Origin of the sequence: Enterocloster sp. 210928-DFI.2.20, assembly GCF_020554465.1 — a bacterium.
GTDB classification, from domain to species: domain Bacteria; phylum Bacillota; class Clostridia; order Lachnospirales; family Lachnospiraceae; genus Enterocloster; species Enterocloster bolteae.
The window spans coordinates 138,430-154,980 of sequence record NZ_JAJCHK010000005.1; the positions used below are offsets into that span (position 1 = coordinate 138,430).

The following is a 16,551-nucleotide window of genomic DNA, read 5'->3' on the forward strand; positions in this document are numbered from 1 at the left end:
TACAGAATATCCTTTTTTAGTTTTTATATTGTAAATCATATTTATACATCCAAAAACCGGGGGGTTATTTTTTATGGAATGAGGCCCATCGTTAAAATTCCGCTGTCCTGACTCAGATGGTACGATTACGGCCAGAGAGGAAAACATAACAAAAACAGCTGCTTACCTGCGTATCTAACGGCCCGCACTGTCAAAGCAGCTAAAGGATATAGCACTGGAAGGGATGCTGCCCTGAAAACGGACAGAAGACATTCTGGAAATAGCGGATAAAACAACGGATGAATTCAAGTCACTGAGGATAGTACTGCCAGGACTTTCGCATTTTTCGACTTATTTATATCAATTTTGTCGTCCAATCTCCCTTGTCAAACCACGCCTCTGCGTATAACGTAACATTGGTAACAAAAACCAAGGAGGGATTAACATGAACCACGAAAAAGAAATCAGTAACCTGCTTCGGCGCCTCGGTGTAAACAACTCCTATGTAGGGTTTCGTTACACAATCTACGGCGTCATCCGGACCGTCCATGACCCCACTTTGCTCGCTTATATATCCAAGGGGTTATATGTGGATATAGCGGTCCATTACCAGACCTCAATCGGCTGTGTGGAGCGGAATATACGCACTCTTATCAATACGATTTGGTTACATGGGGACAGAAAACTGCTAAATGAAATCTTTGATTTTGAACTTAGCCAGAAACCCCGCAACGGGGCATTTATAGACGCGCTGGTAAATTATATAGTGATGAGAGGCATCAGTGAAGAAATTACAGACTCTGCCTGTCAGCAGCAGGCAACATAACCCTCCCGCACCGCTAAAAGGCCGTACAGCCTCCCCTGCCGGCAAACTCTGTACCGGCCGGGATGGCCTCCGGGCATTACTCACGGACACAGCAGGCTCACGGCAGCCGGCATATACTCCTTTTTCTGCCAGGATTATACCGGGTACCTGCTCATACCCTCCGTACAGGTCTGATATATTTAAAATACTGTTCGGGATTATAATAAAAATACATGAGCCGGCCGGGAGAAGTATCCAGGCAATAGCCTGTATCAGCATAATCAAACGCTGCCATTGCATTTTCTATTCTTTCCTCCACACTCCGGTTTTCCTGTTCATAATCAAATGGCCCGTGTTCAAAAACAATATACTCGGCTTCAGGAATGTCATCCATAAGCATCTGCGGCGGAACTGCTCCTTTGTATTCAGGAGGAAGCCGTACTCCCCAGCATTCAGAGCGCAGTATTCCCCAGTCACATAGTCTGCCATCCGGATCATTCATATAGGCCATGATTTGACCGCTTCCACAGTTGACCTCGCTTCCTCCGCCATCGTCCAGTTTTCCCTTGATGCTGTCCAGCAAGCCGCAGACCGTCTCATAGTCCTGCCCTGGAATAAGATTCTGCTTCTGCCAAAAATCCCAATATCCGTTGCTCTCACGGTTTTTAATATACAAAAATTTGTGAGCGGGTATAGTAACAAAATAAATTTTAACTCCATCTGCTGATTGAATCATACCGATTTCTCCTAATCCTAAAAAGTAGCGGTCAAAAGCACTTATCTTTGTACGGAGAACCACGGGTTTAGGATTTTTCCGATATTCGCTGGGCGTCACACCGTATGTTTCCTTAAAAGCCCTGGTAAAAGCCTCATGTGATGAAAAGCCATAATCAAAAGCAACCTCCAAAAGATTCTTCTGGCTGTCCCTGACTTCTTTTAATGCAAAGGCCAATTTCCTGAGCTGCAGGTAATTCCTGAACTGTATGCCTGATATTTCTTTAAATTTCCTCGACGTATAATATTCAGAATATCCCAGTCTGCAGGAAAGGGCACGCAATGTCAGGGCTTCGTCATTATAACATTTAATACACCGGTCAATTTCATCAACAATTATCTGAATCTGCTTTTTCCACTCGTACATCCGTCTGTTTACCTCGTTTCAACCACTCTGCGATTCATTATACAAAAAAAATGGGGCTGATACTTGATTTTACTTGCTGTATGGCGCCATCTTCCCTTCCCAATTATAATACGTCTCCCGCTGATTATTCACAAGCCTTAATAAATGATAAACAGGGGAAATATAAAATTGCGGAGCCATATAATGGAAGAACAGTTAAAACATTCTGCCATGACTGACAAAAATAATAAAATTTCCCCTTGACAATACTCTAAAAGCAAGGTATACTTAAGAAGTATTTTTTATAAGATTTTGATTTCACATGTTTTTGTAAGTCATTATTCCTATGATGGTTTACAAAAATATGTGATTTTTTTATTTTATTTAAAATCACAATAAAATATTAGGAGGTATCTTTCATGAACAAAGGTACAGTAAAATGGTTTAACTCACAAAAAGGATTTGGTTTTATTACGAATGAAGAAAACGGCGAGGACATTTTTGTTCACTTTTCCGGTATTGCTACAGATGGCTTTAAGTCATTAGAAGACGGACAGTCCGTAACCTTTGACATAACCAATGGCAACCGCGGCTTACAGGCTGTAAATGTCTGCGCTGCATAATATTCAAGATATAAATGGGGCATATCACAATATGCCGCCGTACCATACCTGGCGGGGAGAAATCCCCGCCATATCCAGTTAAAGTTCCCCTGCCGTGCTACAGCAAGACAGGGGCTTTTGTATATCAAAGAGGACACCTGGGTCACATCGCCTGCTTATCCATCTAAAAAACAGCGGATTTTGCCGCCATAGCAGAATCCGCTGTTTTTTCTTTAGAGGCTGGCAGATTGTGTCCGGATATTCAAATACTCCGCCACCATCTCCGGAGGCACCATGTTGCCGCCTGTCGCCCAGGCTATATGGACAGCCTGCCCCATACAGCCGCTGAGACCCTTTTCCCTGATATAACTGTCCATTTCATCTGCATGAAGGAACGCGGCAAAGGAGGCGCATGCAGAAGGTTCTATGAATATATCCTCTGTTTTCACAAGCGCGCGCATCAGTTCATACAGCTTTCCATCCTCGATTGTGCAGATTCCTGCAAGCCGCTTCTCAATCACCTTTCCCACAAACGCAGACGGCCTTCCGACGGCCAGCCCGTCCGCATCTGTCTTTCCACTGATTCCAAAATCTCCAACACAGACCTTATCATGCTCTCCTGTGGCCATTCCTATCAGCATACAGCAGGCCTGGGTCGGTTCCATGAAAAAGCAGTGAACGCAGTCGCCGTAAATCTCTTTCAGACCATAGGCCACCCCGCCCGGCGCTCCGCCAATCCCGCAGGGCAAATATACAAATAGCGGATGTTGTCTGTCCACCTGGATTCCCTGTTCCTCCAGCTGGTGTTTCAGCCGTTGTCCTGCAACCGCATATCCAAGAAACAGATTGACAGAATTCTCGTCATCCACAAAATAACTCATAGGGTCCTGGTCGGAACTCTTTCTTCCTTCCTCCACAGCCGCACAGTAGTCGGACTCATATTCGATAACTGTAACCCCCTTGCTTCTCAGCAAATCCTTCTTCCACTGTTTGGCATCCGCCGACATGTGTACCGTCACCTGGAATCCCAGTTTGGCGCTCATGATGCCGATGCTGAGCCCCAGGTTACCGGTGGATCCCACCTGAACCTTATACCGGCCAAAGAACTCCCTCATTTCACTGGTGTTCAGTTTCCGGTAATCCTCATTTTCGTTGAGAAGCCCTGCCTCAAAGGCCAGGTCCTCCGCATGTTTCAGCACCTCATAGATACCTCCCCTGGCCTTTACAGAACCGGATATGGGGAGATGGCTGTCCATTTTAAGGAACAGTTTTCCGGTTATACCGGCCCCCCACTCCTGGTTCAGTTCCTGTCTCATGGCCCTGATTTCCCGCAGCTCCGATTCTATTATGCCATTCCGGGCAGCCGTCTCAGGAAAAACCTCGGCCAGATAAGGCGCAAAACGTTCCAGCCGCCTTGCCGCATCCTGTATCTGCTCCTTCGATACTGCTTTTTCTCCCTGCCCGCTCTCCGGGCACTCCCTGCTGTTCACCCAGAACACTTCTTTTCCGGCGGCAGCTTCCGCCAATACCGGTATCTGTTTCATATATGCTTCTATTCTTGAATCCATAATATCCATTCCTTTCTGTCTGTAAATTTATAGTTTCTTTGCGCCCTATTGGTTCTCTCTGAAGAATTCCCTGGTCATCCTCATTACCACCGGTGAAAGTTTAAGAAGAGCCAGCACATTGGGTATGATTAAAAGTCCCAGCATACAATCCTGAACAGACCAAACGATCCCGGCCGTGCTCAGGCTTCCCAATAAAATCAATACGGGAAACAGAATGCGGTAAAAACGGTCTCCTTTCAGGCTCTTTATGTACATAAGGCTCACATGGCCAAAATACCACTGGCTCATGATGGAGGTGGATGCAAACAAGATCAGGCTGACCGAAACCACGTATTTAAAAAGAGGAGCGACGGTCCCAAATGCCTCAGCCGCCAATGACGCCGCACTTGCACCTTCCAGAGGCACCCCGCTTGCCAGGATGGAAAAACCAGTGGTGCTGCAGATAACCATAGTATCTACGAACACCTCCACAACACCATAAAATCCCTGTCTGGCCGGATGGTCCACCTGCGCCGCCGAGTGAATAACGGCCGCAGATCCTTCGCCTGCTTCATTGGAATACAGCCCCCTGGCCACACCAAAACGCATGGCCTCCTTCATTGTCAGTCCCGCGGCGGCCCCCATCCCTGCTTTCATGGAACAGGCGTCCTGCAAAATGCTTCTGAACATGGGAAGGATGGAATCCAGATTAGTGAACACCACCACGATACCTCCCACAATATACAGCGATGCCATGACCGGCACAATTTTCTGAGCCACATCCGCCAGGCGCTTAAGTCCGCCGCCTATAATGAAAACCATGACAGCCGCCATTAAAATCCCTGTGACTGCTTTCGGGACTCCAAATACCTGAAAGGCCACATCCGATATGGTATTGGACTGAATCAACGTTCCTCCCGCATTCTGGAAAAACAGGAGAACCGCCGCGGCTACGCCCAACAGCCTTGCATGGAGCCCCTTTTCAATGTAATACATGGGGCCTCCGTAATAGCTTCCGTCCGCACCTTTTTGACGAAACACCAGTCCCAACACAATTTCAGCATACTTTGTGGCCATGCCTAAAAATGCAGCTGCCCACATCCAGAACAATGCGCCCGGTCCTCCTCCAATCAATGCAGTGGCGACACCAACAATATTTCCGCTTCCCACACAGCTGGCTATCGCCATATAAAGCGCCTGGATAGAGGATACGGTTCCCTTATGGTCCCGGGTACCCTCTGTTTTCTCTTTTTTTGGACATAATTCCTTTATGATCCAGGGGATGGACCTGAACTGGATTCCGCCCGTGGCAATGGTGTAAAACACTCCCAGCCCCAGCAGCACAAACAACATCCAGTTCCCCCACAGCAGGCCGGCCAGATTCCCCAGTACTGCCTCTGCTGTTTTCATCACTTCAACCGGTTCCTTCCCTCCGCCTGCGGCATATCAAATCCCATGACAGATGCCAGTGTAGGCGCTATATCAATCAGATTCATGGACCCTATGTCGCATTTTCGTTCTATCCCGCATCCCTCAATCATGAAGGATGCCCTCATCTCCTCAAATCGTTCACAATAACCATGCTGGGCTTTCTGATGCAGTGTTTCCGTACAGTAATCCCCTTCTGCGTCATCCCGTATTTCATATCCCTTCCGGGAAACCAGCACATAGTCAGCCAGTGGGAAACCTCCCCTCTCTATGGCCTGCGCCCGGTCCAACACCTCCAGGATTCCAAAAACCGGATCGGATGACAGCTCCTTCATTATCTGATCCAGCTTTCTTCTTGCATCCTCATCCTGTCCATTCTTTAGCCGGATTTCAGACATCCCCCCCGCGCGCTGGGACCAGGCCCTCCAGTCCGTCACCCTGCCGTTCCCATCTGTAGTGATAAGCCCTGCTTCCCTCAGCTTTACGTTGGGCCGGATATTATACCGGTTATCCAGTGTCCCATGGTCGGATACCACACAGACAACGGCCTGGTCATCTGTCATACTATGTACCTTTTCAATCAGATCCCCCAGCATTTTGTCAATGGCCTCAATTGCATGTGCTGCCTCTTTGCTGTACACTCCGTACTGGTGGGCCATCTCGTCAAAGGATGCAAAATAGGCGGTCATGAAGAAAGGACATTTCCCAGCCTTTGGCGCTAGTTTATGGTCCAATACCCACATAGCTGCCCGGTATCTCTGCCTGTCCCCTGCTTCCGTCAGGTCCAGCCCCCCTGCGTACCTTCCAATCTCCTTTTCCATCTCCAGAATCATGCCCTGGGGCACGGACATGGCATCAATAAAACGGCTGTCAAGCTCCGTGCCGTCCCACCAGAATTCAGGTGCCATAAAGTCTCCTCCGGCAGCCACAGAAGTGGGAAAGGCCACGCTGGCAGACAAATATCCATGTTTTCCGGCAGCCTCCCACAAATTTTCCGCCTTTTTGCTGGCAAACCAGTGCCATGCCCCCATATGTTCCCCCATAGGGTCAAAAATACCATTGTTATAAATACCATGGGTGGCTGGATTAGTTCCCGTTATGATGCTTTGATGACAGGGATACGTAAAGGTAGGGAACACACTCTGAACTCCCCCGCCTGCAAATGTACCATTCTCCACAAAATATTTGCTTATATTAGGAAGACTGATTCCCAGACGCTCCTGTTCAAAAACAAACTCCGGTTTTAACGCGTCCACGGATACCAGCAATACGCTTACCTTATTTCTCTCCATATCCTTTATCCCCCTTAGTTTTCCGGTTTCTCAACAGATATGCCTGCCTGCTCAAACGGCCGTATCTGCTCCTTCGATGCCTCGGAATCAGTAATAATCATCCCCACCCGGTCAATATCACACATCTTCACCAGGGAATTCACCCCCAGCTTGGTACTGTCCGCAATGACAATGGTCTGGTCTGACGCTTCCATCATCTTTTCCTGCACGATAATTTCATCCATGCGCTGGTAAGTGATCCCCCTGTCTACCGAGATACCGCAGGTGGTCAGGAAAAATGTGTTTATACTTAATTTAGAAAATATCATGCCGGCAATATCAGACACAAAAGCCATCTCCTCAGGGCGGTACACACCCCCAGTGGCAATGAGAGTGATTCCCTTTGCATCGGCCAGCTCATTTAATATGGCGATGGAATTGGTAACGACGGTCAGGGAACGGAATGTCCTCTTTATGACACGGGCCAGCTCATAGGCAGTGGTTCCCGAATCCAGCGCAATGGATTGGCCCTCTTTAATAAAGCGGACCGCAAACTCTGCAATCTCCACCTTGCTCTCCAGATTCTCTCTCTCCCTAGCCGAAAAATTCTGATATTGGATGGTCCGCTCCCCGGGCATCTCTTCCTTGTCAGCTAAAAAAGCCCCTCCTCTCGTACGCCGTATCAGTCCCTGAGCCTCCATGTTTTCCAAATCCCTGCGGACTGTTTCGGGAGAAACCCCCATCTTCTTCTTTAAATCCGCAACCTTAACGCTTCCGTCCGTCTGCATCAGGTTTATTATCTTTTGGTACCGTTGTTCCGCCAGCATCCGCAAACGCTCCTTTCTTCCCCTTAATTAGCTTGTTTGTACTTTTTTTAACCACTTTCAACTCATAATAGCACACATAAACACACTATTCAACCCTTTTTCTCCGCAAAACATCACAAAATCGCTTATTTATTTTCGTATAAATTCCACAATTTAACTTATTTTAACTCACATTAACTTGACTTAGCTTATTTTACCACATATACTGTGTGTACGGAAACAACCAAACACAATAGAATAAAAAGTAAAATCAGGAGATGAAAAAATGAAAACAATTGCAGACAACCGTCAATCAAAAAAGTGGATTTCATTTGGAACATTGGTGCTGGGTGCCGGAACCATTTATAAGCTGGGGTGTTTAAAGGATGCTTTTTATGTTCCCATGCAGGAATTTATGGGACTCTCACACACACAGATAGGTACAGCCATGAGTGTGGCCGGACTGATTTCCACTTTCGGCTTTCTGATCTCCATCTATCTCACGGACCGGGTGTCTAAAAAGGTCATGATTCCCATGTCGCTTATGGGCATCGGTTTACTGGGCATCGGCCTTTCTACCTTCCCGCCCTACTGGCTCTTTCTGTTAATCAACTGCGGCCTCGCCGTCTGTGCGGACATGCTCTACTGGCCCACCATGTTAAAGACGGTCCGTCTTTTGGGTTCAGAAGAAGAACAGGGCCGTATGTTCGGTATCATGGAAGCCGGACGGGGACTTGTGGATACCGTCATTGCCTTTGGCGCCCTGGGCGTCTTCGCACTGCTCGGAAGCAATGCCGCCAGCCTGAAGGCTGCCATCCTTTTTTACTCAGCAGTCCCCATGGTAATCGGCATCATCGCTTATTTCCTTCTTGAGCCGGACGAGATAAAGGCCGTCAATGCTGCCGGAGAAAAAGTGAGCCGAAACAAGGCAGCTATGGATAATGTAATTCTGGCCCTTAAAAACAAGAACATCTGGCTGGTATCATTTAATGTTTTTTCGGTCTATTGTGTTTACTGCGGACTTACATATTTTATTCCCTTCCTCAAAGACCTGTATGCGATACCTGCTGTTTTGGTTGGCGCTTATGGAATCATCAACCAATATGCCCTGAAAATGCTGGGCGGTCCTGTGGGCGGCTACCTGACCGATAAGGTATTCCATTCCGCCACAAAATATCTGCGCGTGGTATTTGTTATTACAGGAACAGCCCTGACTGTCTTTGCGTTCCTTCCCCACAGCCATATGAATGTATATTTCGGCATGCTCATGACCCTCAGCATCGGTGCCTGTGTATTCAGCATGCGGGCCATATTCTTCGCTCCCATGGATGAGATTAACGTACCCAGGGAAATAACCGGCTCCGCCATGTCACTTGGTTCCTTCATCGGTTATCTGCCCGGCGCATTCCTCTACTCCATCTATGGGAGTATCCTGGACCACAATCCCGGCCTCAGCGGCTACCGCATTGTATTCCTTATCATGGCCGTGTCCGCCGGCGCCGGATTCCTGCTGAGCAGTTACATATTAAGTGTGATTGGTAAGGATAAGGCCATCAATAATTAATTCCTTTAACGGCCAGCACTCCCTCGGATACCCCGAATACAATGTTCGGGGTTCCGTCTTTTTTAAGGACGAATCCGGCCATGCTGGGTGAAAGCGTTTCATCTCCCGCCGCCTCCACTGCCGCCGCCAATTCCGGTGTGAATATGCGGTCTGTTCCCAAGGCAGCCAGTTCTTCCGGTGACCCCGCCGAAACGCCGCCGTCCTTAAATCCCACATACAAAGGATAGGAGGCCAGGGAGGCCAATGCATCCATATCCCGGTCTGCAACAGCCTCTTTTACCTTTCCGGCAAAAGCAGTTATCTCTTCTTCCGGCACCATGAAATTATCCGTATAGCCGGTTTTTTCTGCCATGTTCTCTGTTTTGTCTATCTCAAACTCCAGTTTTCCATAAGCTCCGGGAGCAATCTCATATTTATCAAACACAATAACCGGATTTTCCTTCTCATTCATGTAAAACACGGTTTTATCCGTGACTCCTGTAAACCCGCCCTCTGACTTGGACCAGAAAGCGATGCCTTCCTTCTCCTCCATATTTTCCATCTGGCGGAGTATGCTTTCATCCGCAATCCTGGCATAGTCATGGCCCAGGACATCTGCCAGCGTAACCATTTTATTATCCTTTAAATCAATATTGTAATATTTTGTTTCACTGTAGGCCGAGGACCAGTTCTCAGTTCCCTGTACCGCAAAGGAAAGATACGCCTCTGTCTGGGCCTTGATTTCATATCCCACATGAATGTTAATATCATGTGCTTCCCACTCCTCCTCTGTTCCTCCAGTTTCCATAAACGCCTTCTTATATTCCCTGGCGCGTTCCACTGCCTCGTCTGCATACTGGCTGCATAAATCGTATATTTCCTGATTCAATGCAGAATCCAGCCCATTTGTATCCTTTGCTATCATCTCTACGCTGGGAATTTCCACCGATATTTTCCAGTCCCCTTCATCCCTCTCGTAAGACCGGAAGGTAAGAATCCGCGCCGCTGCTCCTATGACAGGGAGTCCTGCCGCCATTTCCGCAAAAGCTGTGTTTGTGTTTAACGCCGTAGTAAATACCAGTACAAGGGCTGCTGCCATACCTGCACATGTTCCCCATATCCTGTGTTTTCTGCGTATCCTGACCGTTGGTATTCTTTGCCTCTGACTTTTCCGCTTTTCCTCTGACCGGACAATTGCTGCCCTGACCCGCCCGGACAGTTCCGCGGGAATAGGTATCTCCTCATATCTTTTTCTTGCATCTTCTATCTGTCTCATAAGTCCGCCTCCTGTATATTTTGTTTTAACAGTTTCAAACCGCGGTATAATTTTGCCTTCACCGTATTCAGATTGGTCCTTGTTACGTAAGCTATTTCCTTCAGCGTCAGCTCCTCGAAATAGCGGAGCTTTATGATGGTCTGCACATCCTCCTCCAGCCGGTTTAACTGCTCGTAAACATCGTACTCATGGTTGTATCCTTCTTCATAATATGGTATCTCCTGCCCCATTCCCTCCTCTGTGGGAATCTCCATCTTCTGTTTCCTGAGCAGCAGCAGGCTCTCATTTACAAGAATACGGTAAAACCATGTTTTTACGGCATTTTCATTTCTGATCGCCTCATAGTGGTCCAATGCCTTGCAGACAGCATTCTGGACAATATCCATGGCGTCTTCCTGGTTATGGACATAACTGTAGGCCAGCCTGTAAAATTTCTCCTGGTTGCTGACGATATAGTCCACAATTCTGTTATATAAATCTTCCTTCATGGGGTTTACATCCCTCCTTGCAGTGTTGTTTCGCGGCACATCATAGCGGTACATCTTTGCTGCTGATATATAGATTCTTCTTTCGTCTTAAAAGTTGCATATGATTAAGTTTTTTAACCATAAAATGCAGTCAGGGCAGGAATCCGATGTTTCACCGATTCCCGCCCCGCCTGGTACCTGGCATTTACTGCCCCATTCTGTTTTATGTCCATTCTTACCGGAATGCCGCCATATGTTCCGACGCCATCCGCTTCATTGGTTTGACTGAGTACAGGCAGACCGCCATAGTCAGTATATCCGCTGCCGGCTGTGCCAGATAAATTCCCGTGACACCCATTATTCCGGGCAAAATCAGTATGAATGGGACATAAAACAGTCCCTGGCGTATGACGGACAGGAATAATCCATATCTGGAAGAACCAATGGTTTGATATGTAATTGTCATCATGTAGCACAGCCCAAAAGCCGGATAAAGGGCCACCTGGGAAATCAAAAGCCTGACACCGTAATCAATGACAGCCGGATTCCTGTTAAACAGCATAATCAACGGCCTGGCCAGAAGAATATAGGTTCCCGCCACCAGCACGGTAAGAATCAGGGATGTCCTCAATGCAAAGCGTACGGACTCATGAAACCGTTCCTCCCTGTTGGCCCCAAAGGAGTAGGCGGCTACCGGCTGATATCCCTGCATGAACCCCATGACTACATAGCATCCAATCAGCACCAGGCGCTGTACCACACCGTATGCGGCTATAATAAGGTCTGCGTCTGTCATGGACTTTGCTGCTATATTGGTAAGGGATGTTGCCGCCGCAAGGCAGATCTGTATAACAGCTGTAGGTATACCGATAAGTGTGACGGATTTGATTAGAGTCCACTGGGGTTTAAAATATTCCCTCTTTATTTTAATGATGGAACGTCCGGATAGGTAGAACCATCCCAGGATAAAAAATGTGACAAACTGTGAGACTGTTGTGGCAAGGGAAGCCCCCTCCACTCCCATTGCAAACCCCCAGTCAAACATAAAGACAGGGTCCAGCACCACATTAAGAGCAGCACCCGTCACAACCGCGATAGATGAGATCTTTACAGATGACTCTGCCCTGGCCGCGCAGTTCATACTCTGGGCGGGAAGATTGGCAAGGGCCGCCACAAACATCCAGAATGCGTAATCCCCGGCCTGGGGCAGCACAGCTTCGGAGGCTCCGAAGGCCCGCAGTAAAGGCTCCATGAAAATGATACCTGCCGCACATAGAAACATTCCAATGAATACAGATAACCCAACCACGGATGTGACCGTCCTGTTAGCCCCCATCTTATCGCCCGCTCCCAGTTGTCTGCCAGCCAGCACCGCTGCCCCTGCCGCAAAAATATTTTCCACTGAAACCATGATGAGCAGCAGCGGAAGGGTAACGCCTACAGCTGCAAGCGCAATATCTGAACCAAGCATTCCGATGTAAGCTGTATCCACAATATTGTAGACGGCCTTTGCCAATAAGGCCAGGGTGGCCGGAACTGCCAGCCTGGTAATGGCCCTGGAGGGCTTCATATCACCCAGTATGGATTCCTGACGTGCGTTTTCTTTCTTCATATGTCCACATCCTTTCGTTCCACCACACCATGGAGAAGCACATCCAATGCTCTCCTGCAATCCTCTTCATGTGTCTTGAAATCAATCTCCTTCTCCCCGGATGACTGATACTTTGCATTGATATAATCCTGAAACTGCAGGAATATATCCACCACCGTTTCCCGTGACACCCCGCCCCTGAGCTTAAGAGGCTCCAATATCCGGTTCAATATAGATATATTAAATTCATCGAACCCGGATTTGCGCTGCCTGACGGCTGATTCCAGATGGGCCGGCGGCATGATAACCGCCTCGCAGAAAATCCTGCGGTACATGGGAAATGCCTGGAAAAATTCAAACCTGGCATCAAAATAAAGCTGCAGCTGTCTGTGGACGGTTTCCCCTTCCAATATCAGCTTTTCTCTCAGATATTCCGTCAAAGCCCCAAAACATCCATCCACACAGGCCAGATACAGCTCATCCTTGGTCTGGAAATAATGGTAAATGATTCCCTTGGACACACCCTCACAGCTGCATATATTGTTAACGGAACTGGCTCCATATCCTTGTTCCGCGAATTCCTTCAGCGCGCTCTCCATAATCCGGTGTTTTGTCTGTTGATTTTTCTCTTCCCGCTTCATGAACATTCCCCTCCAAAATTATTGACCACTCGGTCTATTTATGATTAGGATATCACAAATTGACTAAGTGGTCAATAATTTAAATCTGAAATATTTATAATCTGCTATCCGGTGCAAAGACCGTCAGTCTACCACCGCCCCTTCCAGGGACATCACCCGCAGGGAAGATCCTGCCCATGCCTCATCATACAGTATTACCCTGGCAAAAAGGCACTCTGGAGCCGCCTCACAAGCCGCAGCAGTATTGCAGCTCATCCATGCTGTTGTTTTTAGCCCAGAAGCTGCTCAAACGCTGCTGTCTGCATCGGACGGTAATAGTAATAGCCCTGGGCGATGTGGCAGCCAATATCCTGGAGTACTTTTACCTGTACTTGGGTTTCCACTCCTTCGCATACGACCTCCATCCCCAGCTCCGAGGCCATGTTCACCAGATTTTCAATGACAATCTGCTCCCGCGGTCCCTGAAGCCCGGCACATACAAAGCTGCGGTCCAGTTTGAGGACATCCGCCCTCAGCCTTTGCAGCTGCCCCAAGGAGGAATATCCGGAGCCGAAATCATCTATGGCAATCTGAAATCCGCGCATCTTCAGTTCCGTCAGGGCGGAGGACACACTCTCAGGTGCATCGGCAATCGCACTTTCGGTAATCTCCACTTCCAGCAGATGATGGGGAACCTGGAACCGATCAGCAATTTCAGAAACCTGGCCGGCAAACCCGTCATGTCCGAAATGCATCTGCGAGAAATTACATGAGACTGTAACAGCGGGACGTCCCTCATCCAGCCATCTGCGTACTGTGCGGCATACCTGCTCAAACATATGAAGGTCCACTCGGACAATAAGACCCTTCTTTTCAAAAAATGGAATGAAGGACCCCGGCATCAGAAGCCCCTGTTCCGGGTGATTCCAGCGAACCAGGGCTTCGCAGCCCACAATCCTGCCTGTATCCATGTCCACCTTTGGCTGGTAATACGCCTCAAATTCCCCCTGTTCCATCGCGGAGGCCAGCCTTCCCTCCAGCCCCTGTTCAAACAGGGCCTTATTCCGCATCTGCTCATCATATAGGAAGCAGCTTCCGCCTGCCGCTGTCTTAGCGCTGCGCATGGCATAGTTCGCAAAGTCAAGCATCTGTTTCATGTCGTTAGTCTCGCCGGCATCCGCCTGGTAAACACCAAAGGATACCGCGATCTCATAAGGTATGATTCCCCTCTCCCCACGCCACTTGTTCAGCACCGCCTGGATATGCATCAAATCAGCAGCAAGCGTTTCCCATTGTTTGTAATGCCTGAGCATCACGAAGTTATCAGCCGAAAGCCTGGCGCAGCACTCCCTGTCCTCCATTGATTTCTGTAAGATACTCCCGAATGCGCGCAGGACTTCATCCCCCTCCTCAAAGCCAAAGGTATCGTTTATCAGCTTGAAACGGTCAATGTCACAATAAACCACCGCATATTTCCCCGTCGCCAGGAGTTCCTCCGCCCGGACATAAAAACGGTTTATATTATCCAGACCTGTCAGCTCATCCCGGTAGAGCAGGTCCTGGATACGGCGCTTACTGCGGGAAATATTAAACAGGTTGATGCACAGCAGCAGGATGATGCTGCCGGATACAGCTGCCACAAGCCCTGTTATCAACCAGATATTCTGATGTACAAACGCTTCCATGGTAATGGGACGGACAGAAACGGAGTTGTTCAGCAGCAGGGTATCAATCTCTTCATTGGACATATACTGGATATATTTATCCAATATGGAGAACAACCTGGGGTCGGCAGATTTGGATACGCCGATACAGAGGTCGTTTGGGTACTGGGTCAGCGCAGTGACATGAAGCTTTTCATATTTGGGGTCGCTGATTATGTAATTTGCCGTCTGGGTATTGGTATAAGTTGCCTGAGCTTTTCCATCCAGGACTGCATCAAAACACGCCTGTATAGAATCGTAATATTGGATTTCCTTTTCCGGATTGTTTTGGGCGACATGTTCAGAGAGCTGATACCCCTCCGGAAGAGCCAGCACCTCTATCTCCGTTCTTTCAGCCTGGGTAATCATTGCACTGGGAGTATTCAGGAAACGCAGTGTGGTGTTCATATGGTTGCGCTCATCCCACAGATAATCTCCATCCACAACGGAAACGGCATCCGTCTCCCCCAGTTTCACTGCACGTAAGGCCGTGGCTGCAGGGCAGGCTTCAAACTGGAAGTCCAGCCCGCTCTTCTCTGCAATCCGGGCAAAAATATCTGCCATAATACCGTTTAACTCGCCTTCAGCATCTTTATATGAGAAAGGGGCAAACGAAGGGTCGTAAGAAATATGTATCGGCTCATCCGCAGCCTCGATGTATTCAACTTCTTCCTTGGTTAGTACCGGAACCTGATTGGAGCTTGGTGAGAGATACTTGTCATAAAGGTCCGTCCGATAATCAGGATTGCGCAGAAGAATGTCATTAATGGACCGGTTAATCTGAGCCAAAAGGTCCGGACGCTGTTTCGAGACCGCAATGTACATTGGGGTCGGGGCAAACCGCGCAACACTGCGGAACACACTGCTGCGGCCCAGGTGGGTAATTGCCACACCATCCAGGGTCCCGCTCCCAAGCGCGTCCAGCAGTTCCTGCGTCTCATCATATTCAATGATGGTGAGCGCAACGCCGTTCTGCGCACAGTAGCGTTTGAAACTTTCGCCATCCTCACCCCCCTTAATAATGCCTACCCTCATGCCCTGGAAAGCGTCAAAATCCTCATAATTGTAACGGTTATCATCCATCCGCACATTGAGGGTAGTATAAATCGTACACATGGACTCATCGGTAAATAACATCTGATCCATTCTGCCTTCCGTGCGGTATACAGCAGGCAGAATGTCTATCCTGCCATCAATCAAAAGCTGGAACGCTTCCTGCCAGCTGGGGGAATCCACTACCTCGTAAGATAGTCCACTCAGTTTTGAGACTTCCTGGAGGAACTCGAAGTTATAACCTTCATACTCCCCCTGCGCATTATGATACATGTAATCGCCATCTTCATAATAGCCTACAAGCGCGGCAGAAGCCGTCTCCGCTGCGGATACGTCCAGAGGGAACAGGAATACAATGAGAAGCACGGCTATCATCAATATCCCATTCATCCCTTTTACCTTTGTCTGCATATGAATTCCCTCCTCAACGGCTCGGCTCCATTATTCATACAAACTGCATCTTTCCTTTTTGAGCTTTAAGGCTATTTTAACACATATACCGGCCAAACGCAATTTGATGCATGTTGAAAAAACCTATATAATATAACGATGCCTGTATCGGCACAATACATCTTTCAACAAATGGCTATGGGAACACTTTTACTCTTAATTATGAAGATGTCTGCCGGGGTGTTTCACAGATATCCGGTTGTTCCTTTTTACTTTTCTAAAAATTATTATGCAGAAAACTTTGTTTATGCTATAATTTTTTATTAGGGATTTAAAAAGATTCTTTCGAG

Annotated in this window: 13 protein-coding genes; 3 read left to right on the forward strand and 10 right to left on the reverse strand. The window is 48.1% G+C overall.

Going from position 1 to position 16,551, the window contains the following annotated elements:
- Positions 1-424 precede the first annotated feature (424 nt).
- The gene (locus LI015_RS07380; RefSeq protein ID WP_002564996.1) at positions 425-805 is read left to right on the forward strand and encodes a sporulation initiation factor Spo0A C-terminal domain-containing protein; all 381 of its coding nucleotides are present in this window, start codon (positions 425-427) and stop codon (positions 803-805) included.
- A gap of 151 nt (positions 806-956) precedes the next feature.
- Here LI015_RS07380 and LI015_RS07385 read toward each other — a convergent pair whose 3' ends face one another.
- Positions 957-1,925: a helix-turn-helix transcriptional regulator gene (locus LI015_RS07385; RefSeq protein WP_117626125.1), complete on the reverse strand. Its 969-nt coding sequence runs from the start codon at positions 1,923-1,925 to the stop codon at positions 957-959.
- A gap of 398 nt (positions 1,926-2,323) precedes the next feature.
- On the opposite strand from LI015_RS07385, the gene LI015_RS07390 reads away from it, so the two are divergent.
- Complete coding sequence (locus tag LI015_RS07390; RefSeq protein ID WP_002564998.1) at positions 2,324-2,527, forward strand: cold-shock protein; 204 nt, start codon at positions 2,324-2,326, stop codon at positions 2,525-2,527.
- Positions 2,528-2,739: 212 nt separating this feature from the next.
- Here the strand turns inward: LI015_RS07390 and LI015_RS07395 are convergent, their stop codons facing one another.
- The 4 genes from LI015_RS07395 to LI015_RS07410 are packed head-to-tail and all read right to left on the reverse strand — an operon-like array spanning position 2,740 to position 7,579.
- On the reverse strand, positions 2,740-4,074 hold the full coding sequence (locus LI015_RS07395) for a D-serine ammonia-lyase (protein ID WP_002572684.1): 1,335 nt from the start codon (positions 4,072-4,074) through the stop codon (positions 2,740-2,742).
- A gap of 45 nt (positions 4,075-4,119) precedes the next feature.
- Positions 4,120-5,463, reverse strand: coding sequence for an alanine/glycine:cation symporter family protein (locus LI015_RS07400; RefSeq protein ID WP_002565000.1), 1,344 nt, complete (start codon positions 5,461-5,463; stop codon positions 4,120-4,122).
- Positions 5,463-6,773 carry an alkaline phosphatase family protein gene (locus LI015_RS07405; protein WP_002572685.1) on the reverse strand — a complete coding sequence of 437 codons (1,311 nt, stop codon included), beginning with the start codon at positions 6,771-6,773 and terminating at the stop codon, positions 5,463-5,465. The genes LI015_RS07400 and LI015_RS07405 overlap by 1 nt, the downstream gene beginning before the upstream one ends.
- A gap of 14 nt (positions 6,774-6,787) precedes the next feature.
- A complete protein-coding gene (locus tag LI015_RS07410) occupies positions 6,788-7,579 on the reverse strand; it encodes a DeoR/GlpR family DNA-binding transcription regulator (RefSeq protein WP_002565002.1) in 792 nt (263 codons plus the stop codon).
- 265 nt (positions 7,580-7,844) lie between these two features.
- Here LI015_RS07410 and LI015_RS07415 point away from each other — a divergent pair, with 265 nt between their 5' ends.
- Positions 7,845-9,122 (forward strand): MFS transporter, encoded by a 1,278-nt coding sequence (locus LI015_RS07415; RefSeq protein WP_117625988.1) that lies wholly within the window; start codon positions 7,845-7,847, stop codon positions 9,120-9,122.
- On the opposite strand, the gene LI015_RS07420 is transcribed toward LI015_RS07415, so the two are convergent.
- The 5 genes from LI015_RS07420 to LI015_RS07440 all read right to left on the reverse strand — a co-directional run bounded on the left by LI015_RS07420 (position 9,112) and on the right by LI015_RS07440 (position 16,222).
- Positions 9,112-10,377, reverse strand: coding sequence for an RsiV family protein (locus tag LI015_RS07420; protein ID WP_227124406.1), 1,266 nt, complete (start codon positions 10,375-10,377; stop codon positions 9,112-9,114). The genes LI015_RS07415 and LI015_RS07420 overlap by 11 nt on opposite strands.
- Entirely contained in the window at positions 10,374-10,865 is a 492-nt protein-coding gene (locus LI015_RS07425) for a sigma-70 family RNA polymerase sigma factor (protein WP_002565005.1), read from the reverse strand. The genes LI015_RS07420 and LI015_RS07425 overlap by 4 nt, the downstream gene beginning before the upstream one ends.
- A 214-nt stretch (positions 10,866-11,079) precedes the next feature.
- Positions 11,080-12,456, reverse strand: a complete 1,377-nt coding sequence (locus tag LI015_RS07430) for an MATE family efflux transporter (protein WP_002565006.1) — start codon at positions 12,454-12,456, stop codon at positions 11,080-11,082.
- Positions 12,453-13,076 (reverse strand): TetR/AcrR family transcriptional regulator, encoded by a 624-nt coding sequence (locus tag LI015_RS07435; RefSeq protein ID WP_227124408.1) that lies wholly within the window; start codon positions 13,074-13,076, stop codon positions 12,453-12,455. Before LI015_RS07435 ends, LI015_RS07430 begins: the two co-directional genes overlap by 4 nt.
- Before the next feature lie 269 nt (positions 13,077-13,345).
- Positions 13,346-16,222: an EAL domain-containing protein gene (locus LI015_RS07440; RefSeq protein WP_227124410.1), complete on the reverse strand. Its 2,877-nt coding sequence runs from the start codon at positions 16,220-16,222 to the stop codon at positions 13,346-13,348.
- Positions 16,223-16,551: the final 329 nt, after the last annotated feature.

What these genes read in the sequence shown, in the direction of transcription:
- LI015_RS07380 (WP_002564996.1), top strand. Translation starts at nt 425, where the DNA reads ATGAACCACGAAAAAGAAATCAGTAACCTGCTTCGGCGCCTCGGTGTA.
- LI015_RS07385 (WP_117626125.1), bottom strand. Translation starts at nt 1,925, where the DNA reads ATGTACGAGTGGAAAAAGCAGATTCAGATAATTGTTGATGAAATTGAC.
- LI015_RS07390 (WP_002564998.1), top strand. Translation starts at nt 2,324, where the DNA reads ATGAACAAAGGTACAGTAAAATGGTTTAACTCACAAAAAGGATTTGGT.
- LI015_RS07395 (WP_002572684.1), bottom strand. Translation starts at nt 4,074, where the DNA reads ATGGATTCAAGAATAGAAGCATATATGAAACAGATACCGGTATTGGCG.
- LI015_RS07400 (WP_002565000.1), bottom strand. Translation starts at nt 5,463, where the DNA reads ATGAAAACAGCAGAGGCAGTACTGGGGAATCTGGCCGGCCTGCTGTGG.
- LI015_RS07405 (WP_002572685.1), bottom strand. Translation starts at nt 6,773, where the DNA reads ATGGAGAGAAATAAGGTAAGCGTATTGCTGGTATCCGTGGACGCGTTA.
- LI015_RS07410 (WP_002565002.1), bottom strand. Translation starts at nt 7,579, where the DNA reads ATGCTGGCGGAACAACGGTACCAAAAGATAATAAACCTGATGCAGACG.
- LI015_RS07415 (WP_117625988.1), top strand. Translation starts at nt 7,845, where the DNA reads ATGAAAACAATTGCAGACAACCGTCAATCAAAAAAGTGGATTTCATTT.
- LI015_RS07420 (WP_227124406.1), bottom strand. Translation starts at nt 10,377, where the DNA reads ATGAGACAGATAGAAGATGCAAGAAAAAGATATGAGGAGATACCTATT.
- LI015_RS07425 (WP_002565005.1), bottom strand. Translation starts at nt 10,865, where the DNA reads ATGAAGGAAGATTTATATAACAGAATTGTGGACTATATCGTCAGCAAC.
- LI015_RS07430 (WP_002565006.1), bottom strand. Translation starts at nt 12,456, where the DNA reads ATGAAGAAAGAAAACGCACGTCAGGAATCCATACTGGGTGATATGAAG.
- LI015_RS07435 (WP_227124408.1), bottom strand. Translation starts at nt 13,076, where the DNA reads ATGAAGCGGGAAGAGAAAAATCAACAGACAAAACACCGGATTATGGAG.
- LI015_RS07440 (WP_227124410.1), bottom strand. Translation starts at nt 16,222, where the DNA reads ATGCAGACAAAGGTAAAAGGGATGAATGGGATATTGATGATAGCCGTG.